The sequence below is a fragment of the Enterococcus diestrammenae genome, from assembly GCF_049384045.1.
Lineage (GTDB): Bacteria > Bacillota > Bacilli > Lactobacillales > Enterococcaceae > Enterococcus_C > Enterococcus_C diestrammenae.
Map to the genome: position 1 here is coordinate 107043 of NZ_JBMRGR010000003.1, position 20675 is coordinate 127717.

The window sequence follows — 20675 nt, forward strand, 5'->3', positions numbered from 1 at the left end:
AAAATGAGAGAATTTCCGCTAGTTTACGCCCTTAAGCCAAGGAAAAACTGGCAACAGCACCTGACAATGTCGCTGTGGCACACAATCGCGCGTTTTTTATTACCAAATTCTTATTTTTCCAATACTTCCTTCTTGTAAAACCCACTTAAAACAAGCTTCTGACAACCTCCTCGAAGTTCCCCTAGTCGGCAGGGGGTTGTTATACTCAAAAAGACCGTCTCCTAGAAAGGAAACGGTCCACGAATCAATAACAAATTCTCTAACCCCGTTCGTCGCGTGCCTGCACCAAAGTTTGGATCGCTGCGTAAACCGGTCCGGCAATCATAAAGACCGTCCAGCTCCACGCCCAAGCATGCGCGCCAAAGGATAACAAGAAGTAAAAGAGAACTACCGCCGGCCAATAAACGATGGTAAAGGCAGTAAACAATGGATGTTGGCGTTCTGTTGCAGAGGGTTGTGGGTAGTCATCTTTAGCCGCCTCCAGCACCTGCCCATTGGCAAACTTGCGGTAGTAGGCGTAAATGATCGACCCGTAGATAATCATAAAAGCGCCCAAGCCCAAGATAGCAAAAAATAACGCTGCGCCAAATACTGGCTGATAACTATAGGAGAAAAGGAAAATCGGTGCAAAAGACAAAACCAAAGCCGCAATCCCACCAATCAATGAAAAGCTAAAACTCTTGCGATACGCTCCCACATGGTAAGCCGCTGCCAGCTGGACTTCCTCATCATACGGACGCCCCGCAAGTGGTTTGGCCCCCCGGCTAAAGAGCATCCCCCCATGGATCAACGACGCCACCGCCGCCGCGATCCCGATAAAGAAAATCGTCGCCCCGATCCCTTCACTCATGGAGGCCATGAAAAAGATCATCCCGGCAAATCCTAGAGCGCCGAGCAAAATTCCCCCAGCAATGCGCAGCGCAAATTGGCGAATCATCTGCCAAAACTCCTCCACCTCCGCCAAGCTTGCCGCTGACCCATAGCCTCGTCGGCTTCCCGCTTGCCGCCAGTTGAAGTCTTCAGGATCAGGAACCGCCTTCGACCACGCTCCTTCTGTCGCCGCAGCCTCTTTTTCCGCTTGTTGGGACTGGGCAAACGCTCCGGCTGCACCAGACTCTCCGGCATCCTCTGCTTCTTCCTGCCCCAACTCCAGCTCTTCTCGCAATTCATCGATGGAGCCAAACTCGGAAATCACCGCCCCGATGGCTTCGTTTTCACTCTTGCCTTCTTCAATCAATCCATGGTAATGATCTTCCATCGTCGCTAACAAATCCGCTTTCGCCTGTTGGGTCTGGGGCGTTTTTGGCAATGTTAGAAATAACGTTTCTAAATAATTTTTGATGGTATCCATATCCTTCAACCCTTTCCACTATCCATCTACACCCCGGAAGATACCCCCGGCGTCGATGTTTCCACTTGTTGATTTGGTGTTGCCCCGGTGGATAAAAAACGATCCACCACTTGTTTGGTCAGCTGCCATTCACTGACTTTTGCGGCTAAATACTGACGACCGCTGGCAGTGATTCGATAATAGGTACGCTTTTTGCCATGAGTCACCTCGCCCGGATAAGCCTCGATGAACCCCTGCTTCCCCAGCCGGGTAAAAGCCGAATACAAGGTAGTCTCCTTGATGACATAGCCTTCGTCGGTGCGGCCCTTGATCTCCCGCGAAATCTCATAGCCATAAGAATCCCCTTCTGCCAATAAAGTCAAAATAATCGCGTCATTGTACCCACGAATCCCATCACTTGAAATCACACCGCCACCTCCTTTGTGGTTTGTCTCCTGACGGAAAAACAAAAGTACTCCATCTGTCAAAGTAATCATACCATGTTTACTACGACAGGTGAAGTAAAAAAAGACCACTGCCTAAAAATCAGACTTTGGTCCTAGATCAGAGGGATTCGGATGAGGGGTTGAAAGTTTTACAACGTGTCGGCGCAATTTTTGTGGTTTTCGAAAGTTTTGCAACGGATACTCCAAACTTTTTGGGTTTCGTAGTATACTGTCAAAAATGACTTAGAAAAAACGGAGGATTCCCATGGCAAAAGTAGAAAGTTTTGAACTGGATCACAATCACGTATTGGCTCCATATGTCCGTCTGGCCGGCGCCGAGGACCAAGATGGCGCCCATATCGAAAAATACGATTTGCGCTTGTTGCAACCCAATCAAGAGGCCTTGCCCACCAGCGCGCTGCACACTTTGGAACATCTGTTGGCAGTCAACTTGCGGGATTACCTGACGGGCGTCATCGATTTGTCGCCGATGGGTTGCCGCACCGGCTTTTACCTGATTCTTTGGGGCCATCATACCACCGAAGAAGTACGGGACGCCTTGAAGCTTGTTTTAGAAAAACACGTGGTGGCAACGGATTTCGTCCCCGCCGTCTCTGCCAAAGAATGTGGCAACTACCGGGACCATTCCCTCTTTTCCGCCCAAGAATACGCCAAACGAGTCTTGGCCCAAGGGATTTCCAGCGATCCGTTTGAGCGAAAAGTGTAAGGAATCAGAATTAAGATAGTCAGTTTTCAGCAAAAATGTTATAAATTTCGGTGTATAGAATAGCTACAACTAGTTTTCCACAGAGATGTGGATAAGTATTTTAAACCCGTCGAATTCGACGGGTTTAAACTGAAAGAAGGGAAATACTATGCCACCAAGAGAAACAATAAATCCTAAAGGCTTACCAGTAGGAATCTATAATAACGGAGAACCTTTCGATTTTATCAGTTTAACTGATATTGCAAAGTATAAGAATTCTTCAGAAGCAAATGATGTTATTCGAAACTGGCTACGAAATAGAAACACTATTGAATTTCTCGGACTTTGGGAACAAATGAATAACCCAAATTTCAATCTTAATTATTTCGAATCTTTGAAACATGAAGCAGGTTTAAATTCTTTTGTTCTAACACCAAAAAAATGGATTGAGGGAACCAATGCTGTTGGCATAACTTCCCAGGCTGGTAGATACGGTGGTACTTTTGCTCACTCGGACATTGCTTTCGAATTCGCATCTTGGGTATCACCTGAATTCAAACTTTACTTAATTAAAGATTATCAAACGTTAAAAGCAGCCGATAACAATCGCTTAAGTGTCGAATGGAATCTCAACCGAACTTTAGCAAAACTAAACTATAAGGTACACACAGACGCAATCAAAGACCACTTAATTCCCCCAACCCTAACACAAAAACAATCCGGTTTTAAATATGCAACTGAGGCAGATCGAATTAATGTTGCTTTGTTCGGAATCACTGCTAAAGAATGGCGTGATAAAAATCTAAAAAAAACCGGGAATATACGTGATTATGCTTCAACTGAGCAACTTTTAGTACTAACAAATCTTGAAAGTATGAATGCTGAATTGATTCGAGACAAGATACCTGAATCTGAGAGAACAGCGCGTTTAAATAAAATGGCACAAACCCAAATGACTACATTTCTTAAAAATAGGGCTGGTATTAAAAAACTTGAAACTCTTTCATAGTATTTTATTCAATAAATGATTCATCTAAAAAACTGCGAGAAACCCAGCCCCCACCGGTCTTCTCGCAGTTTTTTTATGTATTTTTACGGCAATGACACGCCATAAACCGCCAAGAAAATCGCGGCGAAAAAGGTACCGATCAACATGATGGCCGCCCCTGAAAGGCAAATCGTCCCCACCAAGGCATCTTGCCGGACTTGCTTGATCCCCCGGGCCAATAAATAACTACTCCCCGCAATAACTAAACACATTACAAATAACACAAATTTATGTTCTAGTAACGCTTGTGCATAGGCCGGACTGCCAAAAATTTTCGTCAAAACACTTTCCATATTTTTTCACCCCACACTTTTATCATCATTGGTCTACCACTTTTTAATTATAACATTTCTTTTCTAATATAAAACAATAAAATATTGGAAACAAACGTTTTTTAATAACAAAAAAAGCTATTTTCTAGCCCGGCAGAAGCGACACTTTTAGCTTTGAACTGACCAAGTGGCTCATTCCCGAATTAGAAAATAGCTCTCATTTTATTTGACGATGATTCTCTTGTTATGATTCACCAAATAACGCGACGGCTTTTTCTGCCATGCGCTGTCCATAAGTGGCAAAAAGGGATTGGTATTGCTCCAAATCCTCCGACAACGCCACCGGTCCGAGATGGATGACTGGTTGTCCTAACGAATCACCGCCAGAGTACACCACCATCCCCGCCACCAACAAATGGTGCAAAATCGATTGGATGGCGATATCGCCACCGCCATGGGAAAAGTGAGCAGTGGCAAAGGCTCCTCCCAGTTTTCCGGCTAATGGATACTTGTGGCCAGCGGTTTCCAACCAACATTTCACCACACCAGCCAAGTCTGCCATATATGTCGGTGTTCCCAATAAGACGCAGTCGCTAGCCGTCAACCACTGGACATCTGGCGCTTCCATGGGAAATACCGCCGCTTCCACCCCTGCTACTTGGCGAGCCCCCGCCGCCACGATTTCGGCCATCTCTTTGGTGTGACCGGTTTTCGTATAATACAACACTGTTATTTTCATGATTTACCTCCGTTATCTACAAAGTTTCTCAAGTGATTTGTTTTGGATCCCCTTACATTTTAGCACTTTCCACCGGCAGCAGACGCCTTTTTTTCAAAGTCCGTCTTATTCATCATTTTCTAAGCTTCTCTCATCTTGACGGCAAGAGGCTTTTTTTAATGTCGATAGATAAGGTTGGTTATCTGAAAAGCCAGGAATCCCAAGGGCTGTGCGTTTTCTTTAACATATCGGGCTTTTTACGCTATAATAACGGTGAAGAGAATTTTGGGGAAGATTCTCACAACAACGTGTCAGGGAGTTATTTCCTTCACACATCACTTTAATCCTGCTGGCCTAACCAACCAGCAGGATTTTTTTATTTTTAAAAATCCCCTTCCCACAGTTAAAAAACAAAAACTTCACCACCCACTTGACCTTGATTCCTCTGACCACTCTCGATAAACGTCATACTTTTATCGTTTATCAATATATTTTTATTGATTTACATAAAGCATCGTGGTAATCTCAACTCATCAAACGGATTGAGGTGACCTTTATGAAACTCAAAACACGCTTACTGAAACTAGCTTTGGTTGGTTTAGGGGCTTTTCTCTTGGTCTTGGCTACGATTTTCACCATGAGCTTAATCACAGAAGGCACCACCGGCATGTCGGCTATCGCTTGGCTCTTCTTTGCCGCTGTGGGCTTGACGGCCTTTTTTGGTCTATGGACGTTAGTTTACCTGTACCAAATCGTGGACTTGATTGCTAAAAATAACTCTTTTTCTGAGAGAACACTGGTCTTAGTCGCCAAAGTCAAACACCGGATTTTAGCAGCGGCCATCAGCTTTTGTGGTATCCTGCCCTTTGTGGCCCAGGCGGCAGACCTTGATGACGCCCCCGGACTGATCTTAGTGGGAATGGGACTGATTTTGCTCCCTTTTGCGGCCTACCTTTTCTCCTTGATCGTCGAGGAGTTATTTAAAAACGCTATTTCCCTAAAAAATGAACAAGACCTCACCATCTGAGGCAGAAAGGAGTCCCCGATGAAAATCGTTGTCAACCTTGATGTGATGCTAGCTAAGCGCAAGATGAGCCTGACAGAACTGGCGGATAAAGTCGGCGTCACCATGAGCAACCTCTCCATCTTAAAAAACGGGAAAGCCAAAGCCGTGCGCTTTTCGACGCTAGCCAGCCTCTGCGAAGTCTTGGATTGCCAGCCTGGTGACCTCCTAGCTGCCGAACCCGCTGAAACCCAGGAGCCAAAATAACAAACCGACCTAGCTAATTAAGCAATTGCTAGGCAAAATACAAAAAAGGAAGACTTCCCAGCTTATTAATAAGCTTCGGAAGTCTTCCTTTTTTTGGGTCTTCGGAATATATAGTGGAATTACTTTCTTAATAGTTTAAAAACAACTGGTGTTTAAATCGGATTTTCTGGTGGGATGTTAGGATAATCAATAGTATTATATAAAAGTATCAATCACATACGAGTGATACTTTGGAAAAAAAATAAAATAGTCCAATTTACTTGAACGTGTACTATGGTACACGGTTTATAATATTCATGGGGTGAAATAAGATGATTTATCGCATTAGTGAGTTTGCAGATAAATGTGGAGTTAATAAAGAAACGATCAGATATTACGAGCGAAAAAATTTATTACAAGAACCTCACCGAACGGAAGCTGGTTATCGGATATATTCATATGATGACGTTAAGCGTGTTGGGTTTATTAAACGAATACAGGAACTTGGTTTTTCTTTAAGCGAGATTTATAAATTACTTGGTGTTGTAGATAAAGATGAAGTTCGTTGTCAAGATATGTTCGAATTTGTTTCTAAAAAACAAAAGGAAGTGCAAAAACAAATAGAGGATTTAAAACGAATTGAAACTATGTTAGACGACTTAAAACAACGATGTCCAGATGAAAAGCAATTACATTCGTGTCCAATAATAGAAACATTAACATGAGAGATTAATTAACGAAAGGAGCTTTTTTATGAATAAATTTAAGGTAAACATTTCAGGAATGACTTGTACGGGTTGTGAAAAACACGTAGAATCAGCACTTGAAAAGATAGGTGCTAAAAATATTGAGTCTAGTTATCGTCGTGGTGAAGCAGTATTTGAACTGCCCGATGATATTGAGGTTGAAAGTGCAATAAAGGCGATTGCTGACGCAAACTATCACCCGGGCGAAGCAGAAGAAATACAAGTGCAATCGGAAAAAAGGACAGATGTAAGTTTAAATGATGAAGGTAACTATGATTATGATTACATCATCATCGGTTCTGGTGGAGCTGCCTTTTCATCTGCCATTGAAGCCGTTACTTTGAACGCAAAAGTGGCTATGATTGAGCGTGGAACGGTGGGTGGAACTTGCGTTAATGTCGGATGCGTTCCTTCTAAGACCTTATTAAGAGCAGGGGAAATCAATCATCTAGCAAAAAATAATCCATTTGTGGGATTACACACTTCGGCTTCAAATGTTGATTTAGCGCCATTAGTAAAACAAAAGAATGATTTAGTAACCGAGATGCGAAATGAAAAATATGTGAATTTAATTGATGATTATGGTTTTGAATTAATAAAAGGTGAAGCAAAATTCGTAAATGAAAATACAGTTGAAGTAAATGGCAATCAAATCACAGCCAAAAGATTTTTAATAGCTACAGGTGCTTCTTCAACTGCACCTAATATTCCCGGATTAGATGAAGTAGATTATTTAACAAGCACTAGCTTATTGGAATTAAAGAAGGTTCCAAATCGTCTTACCGTAATTGGTTCAGGATATATCGGCATGGAATTAGGACAACTATTTCATAACCTCGGGTCAGAAGTCACTTTGATTCAAAGAAGCGAGCGTCTATTAAAAGAATACGATCCTGAAATTTCAGAAGCCATTACTAAGGCCTTAACAGAACAGGGAATTAATTTAGTAACAGGTGCAACCTATGAACGAGTTGAGCAAGATGGAGACATTAAAAAAGTTCATGTTGAGATAAATGGTAAAAAGCGAATTATTGAAGCAGAACAATTGCTAATTGCCACTGGAAGAAAACCAAATACAGAATCATTAAACTTACATGCAGCAGGCGTTGAAGTTGGTTCCCGTGGTGAAATTGTCATTGATGATTATCTTAAAACGACCAATTCCCGAATTTATTCAGCTGGAGATGTCACTCTCGGTCCCCAATTTGTTTATGTAGCTGCTTATGAAGGTGGACTTGCTGCTCGTAATGCAATCGGAGGACTAAATCAAAAGGTCAATTTAGAAGTGGTTCCAGGCGTTACGTTTACTTCTCCATCGATTGCAACGGTTGGTTTAACGGAGCAACAGGCAAAAGAAAAAGGATATGAAGTGAAAACATCGGTATTGCCGTTGGATGCTGTTCCAAGAGCGCTCGTTAATCGGGAAACAACAGGTGTTTTCAAATTAGTGGCAGACGCGAAAACATTGAAAGTGTTAGGGGCGCATGTAGTGGCAGAAAACGCAGGAGACGTAATTTATGCAGCAACATTAGCTGTGAAATTCGGTTTAACTGTTGGAGATCTGAGAGAAACGATGGCTCCATATCTAACAATGGCTGAAGGGCTAAAATTAGCTGCACTTACGTTCGATAAAGATGTTTCGAAATTATCTTGTTGTGCAGGCTAAGGGAACTTTTTTACAACTCCCTATTCAAGTGAACCAGCTAATACTGTACTAAAGGTGTGCAGTAGTTTAGCAAAGTCTACAAAAGATTTCATACACTATTTTGCGATCACCCATTATATAAATGCTTTAAGGGATTTTCTAAGTGCATTTGTGGTCACAAAAATAATTTAACACTGATGATTTCGACATCAAATCTATAATTGATACCTTAACACAGCAGAGTAATAAAGGATGAACAATATGTCAGACTTATTATCCCTACCAGACATTAAAACAATAGAACCACCACAAGAAAATGAAACCGATATGATGTTTAAAGTTGAAGCAGTCGGACCACCTGAACGTTGTCCTGAATGTGGTTTTGACAAGTTGTACAAACACAGTTCAAGAAATCAACTAATTATGGATTTGCCCATTCGTTTAAAGCGAGTGGGCTTACAATTGAACCGTAGACGATACAAGTGTCGTGAATGCGGATCTACCTTCTGGGAACGCCTAATATCTGTAGATGAAAAGCGTAGTATGACCAAAAGGCTTTTAAAGTCCATTCAAGAGCAATCCATGTCTAAGACCTTTGTAGAAGTCGCAGAAAGCGTTGGTGTTGACGAGAAAACTATTAGGAACGTTTTTAAGGACTATGTGGCACTCAAAGAACGTGAATACCAGTTTGAAACTCCTAAGTGGCTTGGGATAGACGAGATACATATTATCCGTAGACCTCGGCTTGTATTGACTAATATTGAACGCAGGACTATTTATGACATCAAGCCTAACCGTAACAAGGAAACAGTCATCCAACGTCTTTCAGAAATCAGTGACAGGACTTATATTGAGTACGTCACAATGGATATGTGGAAGCCCTACAAAGACGCAGTGAACACTATCCTTCCACACGCTAAAGTGGTCGTAGATAAGTTTCATGTAGTTAGAATGGCTAATCAAGCCTTAGATAACGTCAGAAAGTCTTTGAAAGCTCATATGAGCCAAAAAGAAAGACGTACCCTTATGCGTGAAAGGTTTATCCTTCTAAAGCGTAAACACGATCTAAATGAACGTAAATCATTCCTCTTAGAGACTTGGTTAGGTAATCTTCCTGCCTTAAAAGAAGCCTATGAACTCAAAGAAGAGTTTTACTGGATATGGGATACTCCTGATTCAGATGAAGGTCGTCTTCGTTATAGTCAGTGGAGACACCGTTGTATGTCCAGTAACTCTAAAGATGCATATAAAGACCTCGTGAGAGCCGTAGACAACTGGCATATCGAAATATTCAACTACTTTGATAAAAGGCTCACTAACGCTTATACGGAGTCAATTAACAGCATTATTAGGCAGGTAGAGCGAACGGGTAGAGGTTACTCGTTTGATGCCTTACGAGCCAAAATCCTTTTCAATGAGAAGCTCCATAAAAAGCGTAAGCCACGATTTAATTCAAGTGCTTTCAATAAAGCTATGTTATACGATACTTTCAATTGGTATGAAGTGAATGATCACGACATTACAGACAACTTTGGTGTCGATTTTTCCACACTTATTAAGAATTTGGAGAAGGGTGATTTATAAGCCCTTTTCCACCATAAAATCCGAATACCCCTTTTTTTATTTAAAATGTAAAATCCGCCGGCCGAGTTGACACCAAGCCGAAATGATAGGCAATCGCCGCCACGATCCGCTGGCTGGCAGTCCCGTCACCATATGGATTGGCAGCATGGGCCATCTTGTGGTAAGCCGCCTCATCGGTGAGCATCGCCGTCACCGCTTGGTAGACCGCCGTTTCCTCGGTACCCACTAGCCGTACCGTGCCGGCTTGTACCCCTTCCGGCCGCTCGGTGGTTTCCCGCAGCACCAACACCGGCACCCCTAGCCCAGGGGCCTCTTCTTGGAGACCACCGGAGTCCGTCAATACCAACTGGCACTCCGCCATCAAGTTTTGGAAAGCCACCACATCCAAAGGTTCGATCAGCTCCACCTGGTCCAAGTCCCCTAGAATCTCTTGGGCGAGTTTTCGCACGGCTGGATTTTTGTGCATTGGAAAGACGACCCGTGCCTCGGGCTGTTCGGCTAACACTTGGCGCAAAGCCCGGAAGACCTGCGCCATCGGTTCTCCAAGGTTTTCCCGGCGATGCATCGTCACCAAAATCTTCGGCGCTCCTGCCACTTTGCGTCCAGGAGCCCAAGCCGCCGCCGTCAACTGGGGCCGAGCAGCCACCGTGTAGCCCATGGCATCGATGGCGGTATTGCCCGTCACAAAAATCCCCGCTGCCTTTTTGCCTTCTTTCAACAAATTATCCCGACTCTGCTGGGTAGGGGCAAAATACAGCTGGGCAAAGACATCGATCAGCTGGCGATTGGCCTCCTCGGGAAAAGGCTGTGCCAAATCCCACGTCCGCAAGCCGGCCTCCACATGCCCCACCGGAATCTGCCGGTAAAACGCCGACAAGCCCGCCGCAAACGCCGTCGTGGTATCGCCATGTACCAAGACCAAATCCGGCTGCGCCTCTTCCAAAACCGCTCCAAACTTGCTCAAGATGCGGGTGGTAATCTCCTCGATCGTCTGTCCCGCCTTCATAATCGCCAAATCATAAGCCGGCTTAATCGCAAATACCTCCAGCACCTGATCCAGCATTTCCCGATGCTGCCCGGTCACCGCCACTTGGGTCTCACACCACTCAGTCGCTTCCAAAGCCTTCACCAAGGGCGCCATCTTGATGGCTTCCGGTCGCGTTCCGAAAACCGTCATCACTTTGATTTTTTTCATCTGCCAATCCTCGCTTCTATCCTTTACGCCAAAAACTCCCGAAACTCCTCAGAAATCAGGCGTTCATTGAATGATTCCTTGTCTCAAGGATACGGGAAAGCCGGCGAAATGGCAACTGGGAAAGGGGAACTTGCAAGAGCGATGGAACGAAAAGCTTCCAACTAATGATTGATAACAAGAACAATCTAACGAACTCCTTAAAGCGCTTTCATTATTAGGTGGTTTTTGGTGGGGAGTGGGATAGTGTGTAAATCTGGCAAGAAGTTTTGGCATTCACAACAAAAAGCCAACACCAGCTAACTACCCATTTTACTAGGTAACTTATCTGGCATTGGCCATTTTTTCTTTTATTTAATTATTAGCTGATTTTGAAGACTTCAATCGTGTGAGGATCTAAGATGATTTCAAACAATTGACCGTCCACGTTGAGCCCTCGTTCTTCATTTTCATCACTGAAGTTCGCAACGATCACAATCACATTGCCTTCCTCATCCACAAATGAGATACCTTTGTTCTTCAGACTATGATAAGAAACCCGTTGATAGCCTGTTTTCACAAATTTAGCAAAGAGGTCCATGATGTAAAAATCAGGATTCAAAGTTAACTTGTCAGTATCTTTGTCATAAGTAATCATGGAGTTTTGTTTCCAACCCCATGTACTTGTCCCCTCTTGATCCAGCACCATGTTCCAGTAGCTATAGTTATCCATCCCACCATTGAACATATCAATGATGTTCTCGTAAAGATAACGCGCTTCCTCCCAGCTATTGTCGCCATTGAAGCAGTTACTTTCAGTATGCATCAATTTTAGCTCATCACCATAACGATAGCGAATGTCCACTAAAGGCTGAGAAGCGGTATACTGCATGGCAATCCCATCGATACTATCAACTAGCTGCTCATTTTCTGTCAGAAAATTAATCGCCACATTTGAGCGAATGCAACGGAAAGAACCGGCAAACAATTCTGGTTTCAAAGAACTGTTTGCGAACTCTGGTGCCAAAAAGTCTGTAATAAAACGAGCCATCGCTTTTGGTAAAAAGTGACAACTTGGATAGATTGTATTGACATCAGGTTCATTTTGAACAATCAACCGTTCCACCGAGATATTTTGTTCGCGATAGCTTTCCACAAACAGGCGCAAGTATTTTGCATAAGCTGCAAAAATATCATCCTGATCAAGAATAGCGCCACTAGCATAAGCTTGATTGTCCTTCATCCAAGATGGCGGTGACCACGGAGAGGCATGAACAGCCAAATCACCAGCCACTTGTTGCGCATCATGAATGACAGGAATAATATACTGCAAGTCCCGTTCAATCGAAAAATTGGCCATTACAAAATCATCTTTTGTTTCGTTATAACTGTACCACTCCAAAGCAAAATCATCAGCACCAATCGGAGTACGACAAAAGTTAAAGCGGTTATCAAATAGTAGCTGCATCAATTGTTTTTTATTATCATCACTCATCACTTGATAACAATCAGCCATCTGCTCGCTAAAAGTTCCACCAATGCCGCGGACTTTTTGAAAACCAAACCGACTATTGACATCGATGGTATAGCTTCTTTTTTTCATCCCCGGCTGACTACTAATATCCGCTCCGAAAAGATCCGTTTCTGCGCTGTTTTCAACAGGTAGAACAACTTTTTCTAAGGATTGGATTTGGACTTTATTTGGCTTATTCATCCTCCTCATCCTCCTCCACGGTTAACTCATTCATATAAATCATTTCCTGTTGCGCCTCAGCAATTGCGGTTTTAATCATATCTGAGGTCAGGGATTGTTCTTGCGGATACAAGGCCAAAGCCAAGACTAAAGGTAAGTTAAATCCGGTAATCAAATGGTGCTTTTCAGTCATATAAGGCATCAATTTTTGATTGACACTACCATTTTTCATATCCGAAAAAATCAGGATTTCGTTTTCTCCATGGGTGGCAAAATAACTAGCAACAACTTCTTCTAAATTTTCCGTCGTTTCAGTATAGGCGGCAATATAATCCACCGCTAACGAATCGGCAGTAATAAAATTCAAGGTATCCATGGCACCTTTTGCCAAATTACTATGGGAAACTATCAATACTCTTCTCATCTTTTTCTCCTATGCAGCTTTTAGCAAGCCAAAGAATGCGGTAACCATTGCAATTGCAATAAACAGCAAGATTAATTTGGTCATGCTAAAGTTTTTCTTGGTTAATAAACGGTAACTCATAAATGTTAACAGGACAGGGATCATACTAGGTAATACGCCATCTAGCAACGGTTGAATTTTTTGAACCACCTCGCCAGTTTTAAAAGAAAGAGGGGTTTCGACTTTTACCACGCTAGAAATCAAGGCACCTACTACCACCAGCCCCAAAACCGAAGCAGATTCGGTCACCGCAGACAGTTGACTGCCCAATTTACCGATGATTTCCGTGCCTTTTTGGTAGCCAAAATCGACAATCTTCAAGCGTAAGAAGAACCAAATAATATAGACTGCTAGCCACAAAAAGGACATGGAGGGATTGCCGTCTTTTGCTGTATATCCAGCAATTGATCCAAAAATAGTCGGTAACAAGACCCAAGCAATCGTATCCCCAACACCAGACAATGGTCCCATCAAACTGGTTTTCATATCTTTGACCGTTTCCCGGGCTTGATTTCCTTGATTTTCTTCCAGTGCCAAAGTGGCTCCGATAATCAAGTTCCCCGCCCAGGGATTACAGTTGTAATACAAGTAATGACTAGCTAAAGCTGCTTCGTATTGGTCATCATCCTCGTAGATTTTCCGTAAAGCCGGTGCCACACTAAAGGCGAAGGATCCAGCTTGCAGATTTTCAAAGTTCAAAGTATTACAGTTCATCAACTGCCATCTCAAGGCTACTTGACGAATATCTTTTTTGGTTAATTTACTCATCTTCGTCATCTCCAATCACACCGGTCGCATCAGTTGCTGCAACTGCTCGAACCTCATGCTTTTGTGAATTTTTATAGAACATAAAGGCCATGCCAAAGCCGACAATCGCAATCCCCATAATCGGAATCTTCAAGTAAGCCGCCATCACGAAGCCAAACAACACATAGTTGATATGTTTACCCACTGGCATAAATTTCAATAACATTGAAAACCCAACAACTGGCAACAAAGCACCGGATAGAGTCAAGCCATTTGTCACCCAAGCAGGAGTAGCATCCAAAATTTGATTGATGAAAGTCGATCCCAAAGTAACGGCAATCAAGACCGTTCCAGCCGCTTCAATCCCATACAACACTGGACCGAGCAACAAAAGCTTGTTGGCTTTTTTGAAATCATGCTCCTCAACCGCTTTCAAGGAACGTCGAACAACAACCCCATTTGCCAAGCGGAAAAGAATATCCAATTGTACAGCTAACATCCCGACAGGTACCGCAATCGCTAAGCCTGCTTCCAAACCACGACCCGTTCCCACCATGACACCAGTTCCGATGATGGTCGCCCAACCATATTTAGGGATTGAGGAACCACCGACAGCTGCTACCCCGAGAGACATCAGTTGCAACGTCCCGCCGACAACACACCCCGTTGTAATATCCCCTAGCAGTAAACCAGTGATGGGACCAATAATTGCGGGATAATTCAGCCCAATTTGCGGACCAAATTCATCAAAAATGGTAAAAAAAGCAATGACGCAAACGATAATAATTTGATATGGTTCTAACATATTTTTCCTCCTCCAATAAGCGTATTGTGTTGAAATCTTTTGCTATTCTTTGAAACAAAGGTGTTACTTCGTTAAAAGCTGTTCATTATCAGATGGTGTGTATTGTGCTGATACGACTGTCCCAGCTTCTTGGAATTCGTGATAGATTGCCAAATCAGCTTCACTCACGAAGACCCGTTTGGTAATCTCAATCGTTTCGTCAGGCAAGAAAGCTGAACCACCAAGGTTGATTTTTTCGATTGAAATACCATTGTCTTTCAACACTTTCAACACTGCTGGTTTCTTGACAATTAGCAAAATATTTTTGCCTTCATAACGGCCACTTTTGAAGTTTGTCACCGCTGTTTCGGTTGAAATAATCGACAAGGCCTTGCCAGCAGGTTTCGAGATGCGCATTGCATCTTTTTTGGCAGGATCGTTGGCCACCACATCGTCAATCACCATCACTCGGTCACATTGGGAAACTGGCGCCCATTGAGAAGCCACGACTCCATGCAACAACCGATTATCAATTCTAGCTAATTTAATATCCATGTTTGATTCCTCCAATTTATTTGTAGGTGTAGAATATCAGTTGAAACCGTTTTTCACAGCATTTATTTTGTTCTAATTTATGCTATAATTTGTCAAATAGATAAAATATCGTTAAAACGAGGTGCAAAAATGGATTATAAATACATGCCGGTGGACTTCGCTTCGAATCAGTTGTTTTCAACTAAAACCTTAGCTAACACCGACTCAGAGACTGTCTTTATCCAATCCCACTGGCACAATTCCATCGAGCTAATCTATTGCCAACATGGATCTCTCGAAATAAAAATAAACTCAAAAAAACATCTCTTAAAAACAGGGATGCTATTATTCATTAATTCTGCCCAGTTTCATTCCATAAAAATCGAACAAAATGCCTTCGCAATCGCGGTAAACCTCCATCTTGATGCCTTTGGTGACTATCGCCATGTCATCAAAACCTTCATTTTTGATACCGATTTATCAAAGGATAACCAGTTAGAAATGCTGGAAATCATCAAAAACATTGAACTATTGCACAACATTTCTCATCAAAATCTTTCCACTCCGTTAGTTTTTAAGGCAAATTCTTGCATGAATGAAATCATCTTTTTACTACTCGCAAAATTTCGCCTCAAAGGAATCAAATATCAAAGTACGGTTACTTCGCAAAAATATATCATCGTCCTTTCAGAAATCACCAGCTACATCGAACAAAACTACGCTCATAACTTAACTTTGGAAAACATCGCAGAAAAGTTCTCCTATTCCCCAACCTATTTTTCCAAGTTTTTCAAGAAACATACCAAGCAATCCTTCTCTAACTACTTAGCCAACGTTCGGCTGACCCATGCCTATTACGATATTATGCAAACCGACCTGCCCTTAAAGCAAATTGCCCTAAACAATGGTTTTCCAAATGTTCGTTCCTTCAGTACCTTATTTAAAAGTATTTATGGCAGCCAACCAAACATATTTCGTAAAGTGATGGCGGATAAATCCATTGAGTTTGACAATGCTGATGAATAATTCACGCAAAACACCCCTGAGCCACTTCATCTGACTCAGGGGTGTTGCGCTATTCTTACGGATTTTCTTTTGTTGTTACACGATTTTCATCAGCGTTTTTATAACTTTACAGCTAGCAGATGACCAGCCACAGATACCCCAGCCAGGCAAACCAGCTGATCCACATCGCCAACAGGAGGGCCACAAACAGCCAGTCAATTGTAGACCAGCGGCGGGGCCACCAACCAAACAAATGTAGGTAAGGCCCACCAATCATTTTAGCCACCGGCCGCCAAACCCGAAACCCAGCCTCTCGCCAGGGATTCCCGAAACTCCGGAAATAGTCCCACAGGTTTGCCCACCAGAGATTGAAACGAACTTCTTGCATCGTGAGAAACCACAACCAACGTCGGTACCAGCGATAGTTTCCCAAGCATTGGTGCCTTTTTGGATTGGCATGCCTAGCTTTTTGAAGAGTAATGGCTTCATCTAATGCATCCCGCATGGCTGCCATTTTTTGTGCTCCTCGTGCCTTACTTTCGGCGAGTTTCTCAATTTGCCCTTGTGGCTGTTGTCTCTTTGCAGTCATCTGCCCACTCCCTTTTCCATCATGGCTTCCGTCGGTGATTATTAATCCTCAAACAACGGTGTTTCGATGGTTTCGATATATTTGGCTCCTTGAACTTCCACGTAGAGTTTTACGTCGTCTTTTTCAAAGAGTTCCAGATCCCGCAACCCTTCCATCGCTGTCCGCACGGTGGTTTCGTCCAAATTGGTAGCAGCGATTCGCGGTTCGAGGTTGTGTTTCTTGCCTTCGCTGTTTAGAAAAGTCATTCGTAGTTTTTTCATCTTGTTTTCCTCCATTTTCGTTTTAATAAAGTGCTTTTCCCTGAAAATAACAGGTGCTAGATAACTTCTAAAATGGTTGAACCACGGTTTATGAAGTTTTTACTAGCAGCCTGTCAGTTTTGCTTGGTTTCCCATGACAGCTAGCTAAAAATTGCCAGTTGTTATTTGACGTATTCCGTTTTGGTAGTTTCCACTACACTCATGACATCGCTGTCTTCAGGCATCAAAGGCGCCCAGATATCAATCAGGCTGACGACCTTGGCTTCAGCAGGGTCTTTGATACAGTAGTTCAATAATTGTTTCGTCAGATTTTTTTGATCCGGTTCTTGAATCATAATTCCTAAGCCAGTTTCCAAATGTGTTTTCATAACGTTTCCCTCCATAAATGTTTGATTGAGAAAGTCCCCGACTCTCCCGTGTTTGGTGCTTGCGTTAGTTTTGACAGCCGTGTCCCACATAGTAACACCGCGATGATCATCCCCCTACCTGATGTTTCAGGTGTGCTGACTGCCGGCGGTTCCCACAAGCTAGAACCGATGAACTTCATTTTTTAGCCGCCGGTGCACCGTTGGCAAAAGCTTGAAGTTCGTTTTTTTAGGCCTCTATATATACAACGAAAATAACAGTCGCCATATCAAAAGTTTTCGCAAAACTTTTTGAAAATCTGTCGTAAGCGAATTCGGTAATAACTAAGTAAGGCTGGGCTCACCGACTGTTTTTGGCATTTTTCCTGCCACAATGCTTCCAATTGTCGCTGCTGTTTAGGTTTCAAAGAGTCCCAAAAACCCAGCAAAAGCGCATCTCGCTCCAGCGCCTCGGCGGCACCAAGCTTTGCCACCGGTGTCGTTTGCAATAACTCTTCTACCGGCACATCTAATAGCTCCTCTTTGACGTGGCGTTTCTGGTAGCGCCGAACATCGGCTAAGCGCCACAACAAATGGCTAAACAACCAACTTTCATTGTAATCTGCCAAAAAGCTAATCCGATCCGGCGCCTTTTTCATCAACTGAAACAAGGCCAGCGACAGCTCTTGCCAATAATCTTCAAAATAACTATGGGTTGGAAAAATCCCGCCCCGACGCAACACTCGGTACAATAGCTCGTGATACTCTTTAAATAACTCTTCCATTTCATCGTTTTTCATTTATCGTCCCCATTTCTGTTATCAATAGAGGCACAGCGTAGCAAACAAATTGGTTACGCTTACAAAACGTACCAGTTTGGGCGTTGTTGATTTTCCGTGGGTGGGGGTTGAGTAATAGTTATTACGCAACCCCAAAAACGCCAAACACACCCCAATCCCCCTCACCTTTACTCCCATACCCCTGCCGCCTGGCGGTACACCGCCGCCTCTTCTCCTTGCGTCTCATCATGAATCCATGCCAACTCCGCCTCCGTCAGTTGGTAATAATCCGAGGGTTGCGGCACTACCGGCGTCAGTTGCTGCATCTTTTTCAGCATTTTCAGCCAATACTGGCGATCCACCCGGCCATCGGGGTACGCACTCCAGTCTTCCACCGGCTGCCGCCGATAAGGCCGCCCATCTCGACCATAGTTTGCAGCAGCTTTTCCGCCAGCAGAAGTTCGGCGAGAAGCGGACCCATTGCCACGTTTTTCCTTTATGGCAGTAGCATTTTTCTTCCCGCTATCACGACGCTTTTTCACCACCTCGGCTGCTTGCTGTTGGGCTTGAGCTAGCTGTTGTCGTTTTTCCTCATTTTTTTGCAAACACTGCCGCTCATAGGCCCGGGCTGCCGCTACATCAGTCACCCCCGCCTGCTGCCAACGCTTCAAATACCCCTTCACAAAGGGCAGACTGCAGGCGCTGGTGATCTGTTGGGCACTGGCAATTTTCAGCACCGCCGCCAACAACGGATCGCCGTAGCTGCGCAACAGTCGGGTCAGCTCCGCTTGGGTCGCCACATTTGGCCCCGCCCACAGCTGTTGCCACAATCGAAAACTAGCAGTTTTTTGCAACACCAACGGCTCTGCTTCAACTGGCTCACGTGTGATTTTAGCAGCATCAACAGACACCCGCCGGTCAACACCACGATTGGTTTCCCCGATATCTGAATTGATTGACTGCGTTTGGCTTTGCCTACGTCCTTTACTCTCGTCAGTCAGACCAACAGTTGGTTGGATGTTTATGTCATTGGCGCCTTTTGTTGTCTCTGAATCCTGTCGTCCCTCCGCTTTCGCCAAAACAACAGCTTTCCTACCAGTTTCCCTAGCCATTTCCGATTTTCGTTTGCCTTTTGTCTCCGTCTTTTTTTCAGATGCAGAGGCCACCACCCCTTCAGCCTCGGCTAATAAATCCTTGTTTGCCACCGTCGTTTCACTTTCAGCTACCGGTTCACTTGCGGAGGAGTTTTCGTTTTTGACTTGCGATTTTCCCGTCTCCAGCTCAGCGACTAACGCTGTTTGACTTTCCGCCATCAGAGTATCGCTGACCGCGGTCTCATTTCCGAGCCCCAGATTAGCGCCTACCACTGTCTCACTTTCCGCCATCAAATCATCGCTGACCTCTGTTTCATTTCCCACTCCCAGCACACCGCCGCCTATCGCTGTCTCACTTTCCCCACCCAGCACATCGACCACCGCTGCTCCACTTTCCGACATCAGAGCATCGCTTACCACTGTCTCATTTCCCCCTCCTAACTCACCGACCACTGCGATCCCATCACCTTCAGCCAAACCGCCCTCGCTAGCCTCCACCTCGGCTTGCACCAGCTCACCGATTGCGGCTTCATAGTCCTTGATGGCGTCGGCGGTCTGTTGCACCATTTGCGAAAAATCCTCCGCCACCGCATTTTCCGCCATCTCTGCCGCTTCAGATGCCACCGCCACAACGTCCTCCCCGATGACCAAGTTTTCCCGCTCGGATTCGGAGATGAGCAGGTAGTTTTTGTTGAGAAAGACCGTTTTGCGCCGCCGAGTAGCCGTGATGAATTTCTTTTGGATATCCACCGCCGTCAAGATCCGGTGCCGCCGAAAGCTTTCCAAGTCAAAAAAGCCCACCGCTAGCGCTTTTTCCACCACATTGAGTACCTGCTCGTGGGGGACTTGCCCGTGATAAGCCACTAGATCTAACACCTCGGTATTCCAAGGCATGAAGTAACCCTCCTCCCCATAGATGCGGGACAAGAGGGTCATCAGCGTATCCATCGTCCCCAGCCCACACTTTTGCTTGATCAGCCACACCTTGCTCTCCGTCAAAAACGCCACATCCGTCGGGAAATAATCCAGCCCCTGCTTGATTGGTCGCACCATCCGCATGTCCTCCTCTTGCCAAAACGCTGCCGCCGCATTTTTGGCCCTTTACAAGTACAACGAAAATCACGGGAGTTATTTCAAAAAAAGTAAAAAATTTTTTTAAAATTATTTTTTAACGGTTCCTGCCCCCTCCTCAGAGACTGCTGGCAGCTTTTATCAGCTAGCGTAATCTCCAGCAAGTAGGACCTTTTCTTTAGTTTGATTTGATGTGCTTTTCTGTACTTTTCTTTAGGGGTTATTGTCGTCAAAAACGCTTTTGCCTTGATCTGACAAGCTTTTTGACCACAAAAAAAGCCGGCCACCGCTGCCGACTACGCCCTCTCATCTTTAAATTGCCGCGACTACCAGACTCCTTCAAAATGGCTTTCGTTAAAAATCAAAAAGTGACGCTTTTTGCTGGTTCGCAGATTTT

23 protein-coding genes are annotated in these 20675 nt (G+C 44.1%); 8 read left to right on the forward strand and 15 right to left on the reverse strand.

Features of this window, described 5'->3' with window-relative positions; genetic code table 11:
- Positions 1-259 precede the first annotated feature (259 nt).
- Positions 260-1351: a permease prefix domain 1-containing protein gene (locus ACO03U_RS03515; protein WP_423104396.1), complete on the reverse strand. Its 1092-nt coding sequence runs from the start codon at positions 1349-1351 to the stop codon at positions 260-262.
- A 26-nt stretch (positions 1352-1377) separates the two neighbouring features.
- Entirely contained in the window at positions 1378-1758 is a 381-nt protein-coding gene (locus ACO03U_RS03520; RefSeq protein ID WP_161870829.1) for a PadR family transcriptional regulator, read from the reverse strand.
- A 283-nt stretch (positions 1759-2041) separates the two neighbouring features.
- Here ACO03U_RS03520 and ACO03U_RS03525 point away from each other — a divergent pair, with 283 nt between their 5' ends.
- A complete protein-coding gene (locus ACO03U_RS03525) occupies positions 2042-2503 on the forward strand; it encodes an S-ribosylhomocysteine lyase (protein ID WP_204685517.1) in 462 nt (153 codons plus the stop codon).
- A gap of 148 nt (positions 2504-2651) precedes the next feature.
- On the forward strand, positions 2652-3491 hold the full coding sequence (locus ACO03U_RS03530; RefSeq protein WP_204685515.1) for a KilA-N domain-containing protein: 840 nt from the start codon (positions 2652-2654) through the stop codon (positions 3489-3491).
- A gap of 83 nt (positions 3492-3574) precedes the next feature.
- On the opposite strand, the gene ACO03U_RS03535 is transcribed toward ACO03U_RS03530, so the two are convergent.
- Positions 3575-3823 (reverse strand): hypothetical protein, encoded by a 249-nt coding sequence (locus tag ACO03U_RS03535; RefSeq protein WP_161870827.1) that lies wholly within the window; start codon positions 3821-3823, stop codon positions 3575-3577.
- Between the two features lie 223 nt (positions 3824-4046).
- Positions 4047-4541: a flavodoxin family protein gene (locus tag ACO03U_RS03540; RefSeq protein WP_204685513.1), complete on the reverse strand. Its 495-nt coding sequence runs from the start codon at positions 4539-4541 to the stop codon at positions 4047-4049.
- Between the two features lie 535 nt (positions 4542-5076).
- On the opposite strand from ACO03U_RS03540, the gene ACO03U_RS03545 reads away from it, so the two are divergent.
- From ACO03U_RS03545 to ACO03U_RS03565, 5 genes are all read left to right on the forward strand, one after another.
- Positions 5077-5547 (forward strand): DUF2975 domain-containing protein, encoded by a 471-nt coding sequence (locus tag ACO03U_RS03545; RefSeq protein ID WP_204685509.1) that lies wholly within the window; start codon positions 5077-5079, stop codon positions 5545-5547.
- An 18-nt stretch (positions 5548-5565) separates the two neighbouring features.
- On the forward strand, positions 5566-5790 hold the full coding sequence (locus tag ACO03U_RS03550) for a helix-turn-helix domain-containing protein (protein ID WP_161870824.1): 225 nt from the start codon (positions 5566-5568) through the stop codon (positions 5788-5790).
- A gap of 311 nt (positions 5791-6101) precedes the next feature.
- Entirely contained in the window at positions 6102-6494 is a 393-nt protein-coding gene (gene merR, locus ACO03U_RS03555; RefSeq protein WP_001863748.1) for an Hg(II)-responsive transcriptional regulator, read from the forward strand.
- Between the two features lie 28 nt (positions 6495-6522).
- Complete coding sequence (gene merA / locus ACO03U_RS03560; RefSeq protein WP_010825986.1) at positions 6523-8181, forward strand: mercury(II) reductase; 1659 nt, start codon at positions 6523-6525, stop codon at positions 8179-8181.
- Positions 8182-8421: 240 nt separating this feature from the next.
- Positions 8422-9744 (forward strand): ISL3 family transposase, encoded by a 1323-nt coding sequence (locus ACO03U_RS03565; RefSeq protein WP_204685507.1) that lies wholly within the window; start codon positions 8422-8424, stop codon positions 9742-9744.
- A 40-nt stretch (positions 9745-9784) separates the two neighbouring features.
- Here the strand turns inward: ACO03U_RS03565 and wecB are convergent, their stop codons facing one another.
- The 6 genes from wecB to ACO03U_RS03595 all read right to left on the reverse strand — a co-directional run bounded on the left by wecB (position 9785) and on the right by ACO03U_RS03595 (position 15157).
- Entirely contained in the window at positions 9785-10939 is a 1155-nt protein-coding gene (gene wecB / locus ACO03U_RS03570) for a non-hydrolyzing UDP-N-acetylglucosamine 2-epimerase (protein ID WP_204685505.1), read from the reverse strand.
- 358 nt (positions 10940-11297) lie between these two features.
- Positions 11298-12629 (reverse strand): glycoside hydrolase family 30 protein, encoded by a 1332-nt coding sequence (locus tag ACO03U_RS03575; RefSeq protein WP_204685503.1) that lies wholly within the window; start codon positions 12627-12629, stop codon positions 11298-11300.
- A complete protein-coding gene (locus tag ACO03U_RS03580; protein ID WP_204685501.1) occupies positions 12622-13032 on the reverse strand; it encodes a PTS sugar transporter subunit IIA in 411 nt (136 codons plus the stop codon). Before ACO03U_RS03580 ends, ACO03U_RS03575 begins: the two co-directional genes overlap by 8 nt.
- 9 nt (positions 13033-13041) lie before the next feature.
- Entirely contained in the window at positions 13042-13839 is a 798-nt protein-coding gene (locus tag ACO03U_RS03585) for a PTS system mannose/fructose/sorbose family transporter subunit IID (protein WP_423104397.1), read from the reverse strand.
- Positions 13832-14623: a PTS mannose/fructose/sorbose/N-acetylgalactosamine transporter subunit IIC gene (locus ACO03U_RS03590; protein WP_204685497.1), complete on the reverse strand. Its 792-nt coding sequence runs from the start codon at positions 14621-14623 to the stop codon at positions 13832-13834. Before ACO03U_RS03590 ends, ACO03U_RS03585 begins: the two co-directional genes overlap by 8 nt.
- Before the next feature lie 63 nt (positions 14624-14686).
- Positions 14687-15157, reverse strand: coding sequence for a PTS sugar transporter subunit IIB (locus tag ACO03U_RS03595; protein WP_204685495.1), 471 nt, complete (start codon positions 15155-15157; stop codon positions 14687-14689).
- A gap of 129 nt (positions 15158-15286) precedes the next feature.
- Here ACO03U_RS03595 and ACO03U_RS03600 point away from each other — a divergent pair, with 129 nt between their 5' ends.
- Positions 15287-16162, forward strand: coding sequence for an AraC family transcriptional regulator (locus ACO03U_RS03600; RefSeq protein WP_204685493.1), 876 nt, complete (start codon positions 15287-15289; stop codon positions 16160-16162).
- Positions 16163-16274: 112 nt separating this feature from the next.
- On the opposite strand, the gene ACO03U_RS03605 is transcribed toward ACO03U_RS03600, so the two are convergent.
- The 5 genes from ACO03U_RS03605 to ACO03U_RS03625 form a co-directional block, all read right to left on the reverse strand.
- Positions 16275-16730 carry a hypothetical protein gene (locus ACO03U_RS03605; RefSeq protein ID WP_204685491.1) on the reverse strand — a complete coding sequence of 152 codons (456 nt, stop codon included), beginning with the start codon at positions 16728-16730 and terminating at the stop codon, positions 16275-16277.
- A 41-nt stretch (positions 16731-16771) separates the two neighbouring features.
- Positions 16772-16990 (reverse strand): DUF2922 domain-containing protein, encoded by a 219-nt coding sequence (locus ACO03U_RS03610; protein WP_204685489.1) that lies wholly within the window; start codon positions 16988-16990, stop codon positions 16772-16774.
- A gap of 161 nt (positions 16991-17151) precedes the next feature.
- Entirely contained in the window at positions 17152-17358 is a 207-nt protein-coding gene (locus ACO03U_RS03615; protein ID WP_204685487.1) for a hypothetical protein, read from the reverse strand.
- 266 nt (positions 17359-17624) lie between these two features.
- Positions 17625-18134, reverse strand: coding sequence for an RNA polymerase sigma factor (locus ACO03U_RS03620; RefSeq protein WP_204685485.1), 510 nt, complete (start codon positions 18132-18134; stop codon positions 17625-17627).
- A gap of 167 nt (positions 18135-18301) precedes the next feature.
- The gene (locus ACO03U_RS03625) at positions 18302-20260 is read right to left on the reverse strand and encodes a DUF4373 domain-containing protein (RefSeq protein WP_204685477.1); all 1959 of its coding nucleotides are present in this window, start codon (positions 20258-20260) and stop codon (positions 18302-18304) included.
- Positions 20261-20675 lie beyond the last annotated feature (415 nt).

Bases quoted from the DNA above. Each gene is read 5' to 3' on its own strand.
- ACO03U_RS03615 (WP_204685487.1), bottom strand. From the start codon at position 17,358: ATGAAAACACATTTGGAAACTGGCTTAGGAATTATGATTCAAGAACCG.
- ACO03U_RS03550 (WP_161870824.1), top strand. From the start codon at position 5,566: ATGAAAATCGTTGTCAACCTTGATGTGATGCTAGCTAAGCGCAAGATG.
- ACO03U_RS03525 (WP_204685517.1), top strand. From the start codon at position 2,042: ATGGCAAAAGTAGAAAGTTTTGAACTGGATCACAATCACGTATTGGCT.
- ACO03U_RS03590 (WP_204685497.1), bottom strand. From the start codon at position 14,623: ATGTTAGAACCATATCAAATTATTATCGTTTGCGTCATTGCTTTTTTT.
- ACO03U_RS03585 (WP_423104397.1), bottom strand. From the start codon at position 13,839: ATGAGTAAATTAACCAAAAAAGATATTCGTCAAGTAGCCTTGAGATGG.
- ACO03U_RS03535 (WP_161870827.1), bottom strand. From the start codon at position 3,823: ATGGAAAGTGTTTTGACGAAAATTTTTGGCAGTCCGGCCTATGCACAA.
- wecB (WP_204685505.1), bottom strand. From the start codon at position 10,939: ATGAAAAAAATCAAAGTGATGACGGTTTTCGGAACGCGACCGGAAGCC.
- merA (WP_010825986.1), top strand. From the start codon at position 6,523: ATGAATAAATTTAAGGTAAACATTTCAGGAATGACTTGTACGGGTTGT.
- merR (WP_001863748.1), top strand. From the start codon at position 6,102: ATGATTTATCGCATTAGTGAGTTTGCAGATAAATGTGGAGTTAATAAA.
- ACO03U_RS03515 (WP_423104396.1), bottom strand. From the start codon at position 1,351: ATGGATACCATCAAAAATTATTTAGAAACGTTATTTCTAACATTGCCA.
- ACO03U_RS03565 (WP_204685507.1), top strand. From the start codon at position 8,422: ATGTCAGACTTATTATCCCTACCAGACATTAAAACAATAGAACCACCA.
- ACO03U_RS03610 (WP_204685489.1), bottom strand. From the start codon at position 16,990: ATGAAAAAACTACGAATGACTTTTCTAAACAGCGAAGGCAAGAAACAC.
- ACO03U_RS03540 (WP_204685513.1), bottom strand. From the start codon at position 4,541: ATGAAAATAACAGTGTTGTATTATACGAAAACCGGTCACACCAAAGAG.
- ACO03U_RS03605 (WP_204685491.1), bottom strand. From the start codon at position 16,730: ATGACTGCAAAGAGACAACAGCCACAAGGGCAAATTGAGAAACTCGCC.
- ACO03U_RS03595 (WP_204685495.1), bottom strand. From the start codon at position 15,157: ATGGATATTAAATTAGCTAGAATTGATAATCGGTTGTTGCATGGAGTC.
- ACO03U_RS03545 (WP_204685509.1), top strand. From the start codon at position 5,077: ATGAAACTCAAAACACGCTTACTGAAACTAGCTTTGGTTGGTTTAGGG.
- ACO03U_RS03580 (WP_204685501.1), bottom strand. From the start codon at position 13,032: ATGAGAAGAGTATTGATAGTTTCCCATAGTAATTTGGCAAAAGGTGCC.
- ACO03U_RS03620 (WP_204685485.1), bottom strand. From the start codon at position 18,134: ATGAAAAACGATGAAATGGAAGAGTTATTTAAAGAGTATCACGAGCTA.
- ACO03U_RS03600 (WP_204685493.1), top strand. From the start codon at position 15,287: ATGGATTATAAATACATGCCGGTGGACTTCGCTTCGAATCAGTTGTTT.
- ACO03U_RS03625 (WP_204685477.1), bottom strand. From the start codon at position 20,260: ATGGTGCGACCAATCAAGCAGGGGCTGGATTATTTCCCGACGGATGTG.
- ACO03U_RS03530 (WP_204685515.1), top strand. From the start codon at position 2,652: ATGCCACCAAGAGAAACAATAAATCCTAAAGGCTTACCAGTAGGAATC.
- ACO03U_RS03575 (WP_204685503.1), bottom strand. From the start codon at position 12,629: ATGAATAAGCCAAATAAAGTCCAAATCCAATCCTTAGAAAAAGTTGTT.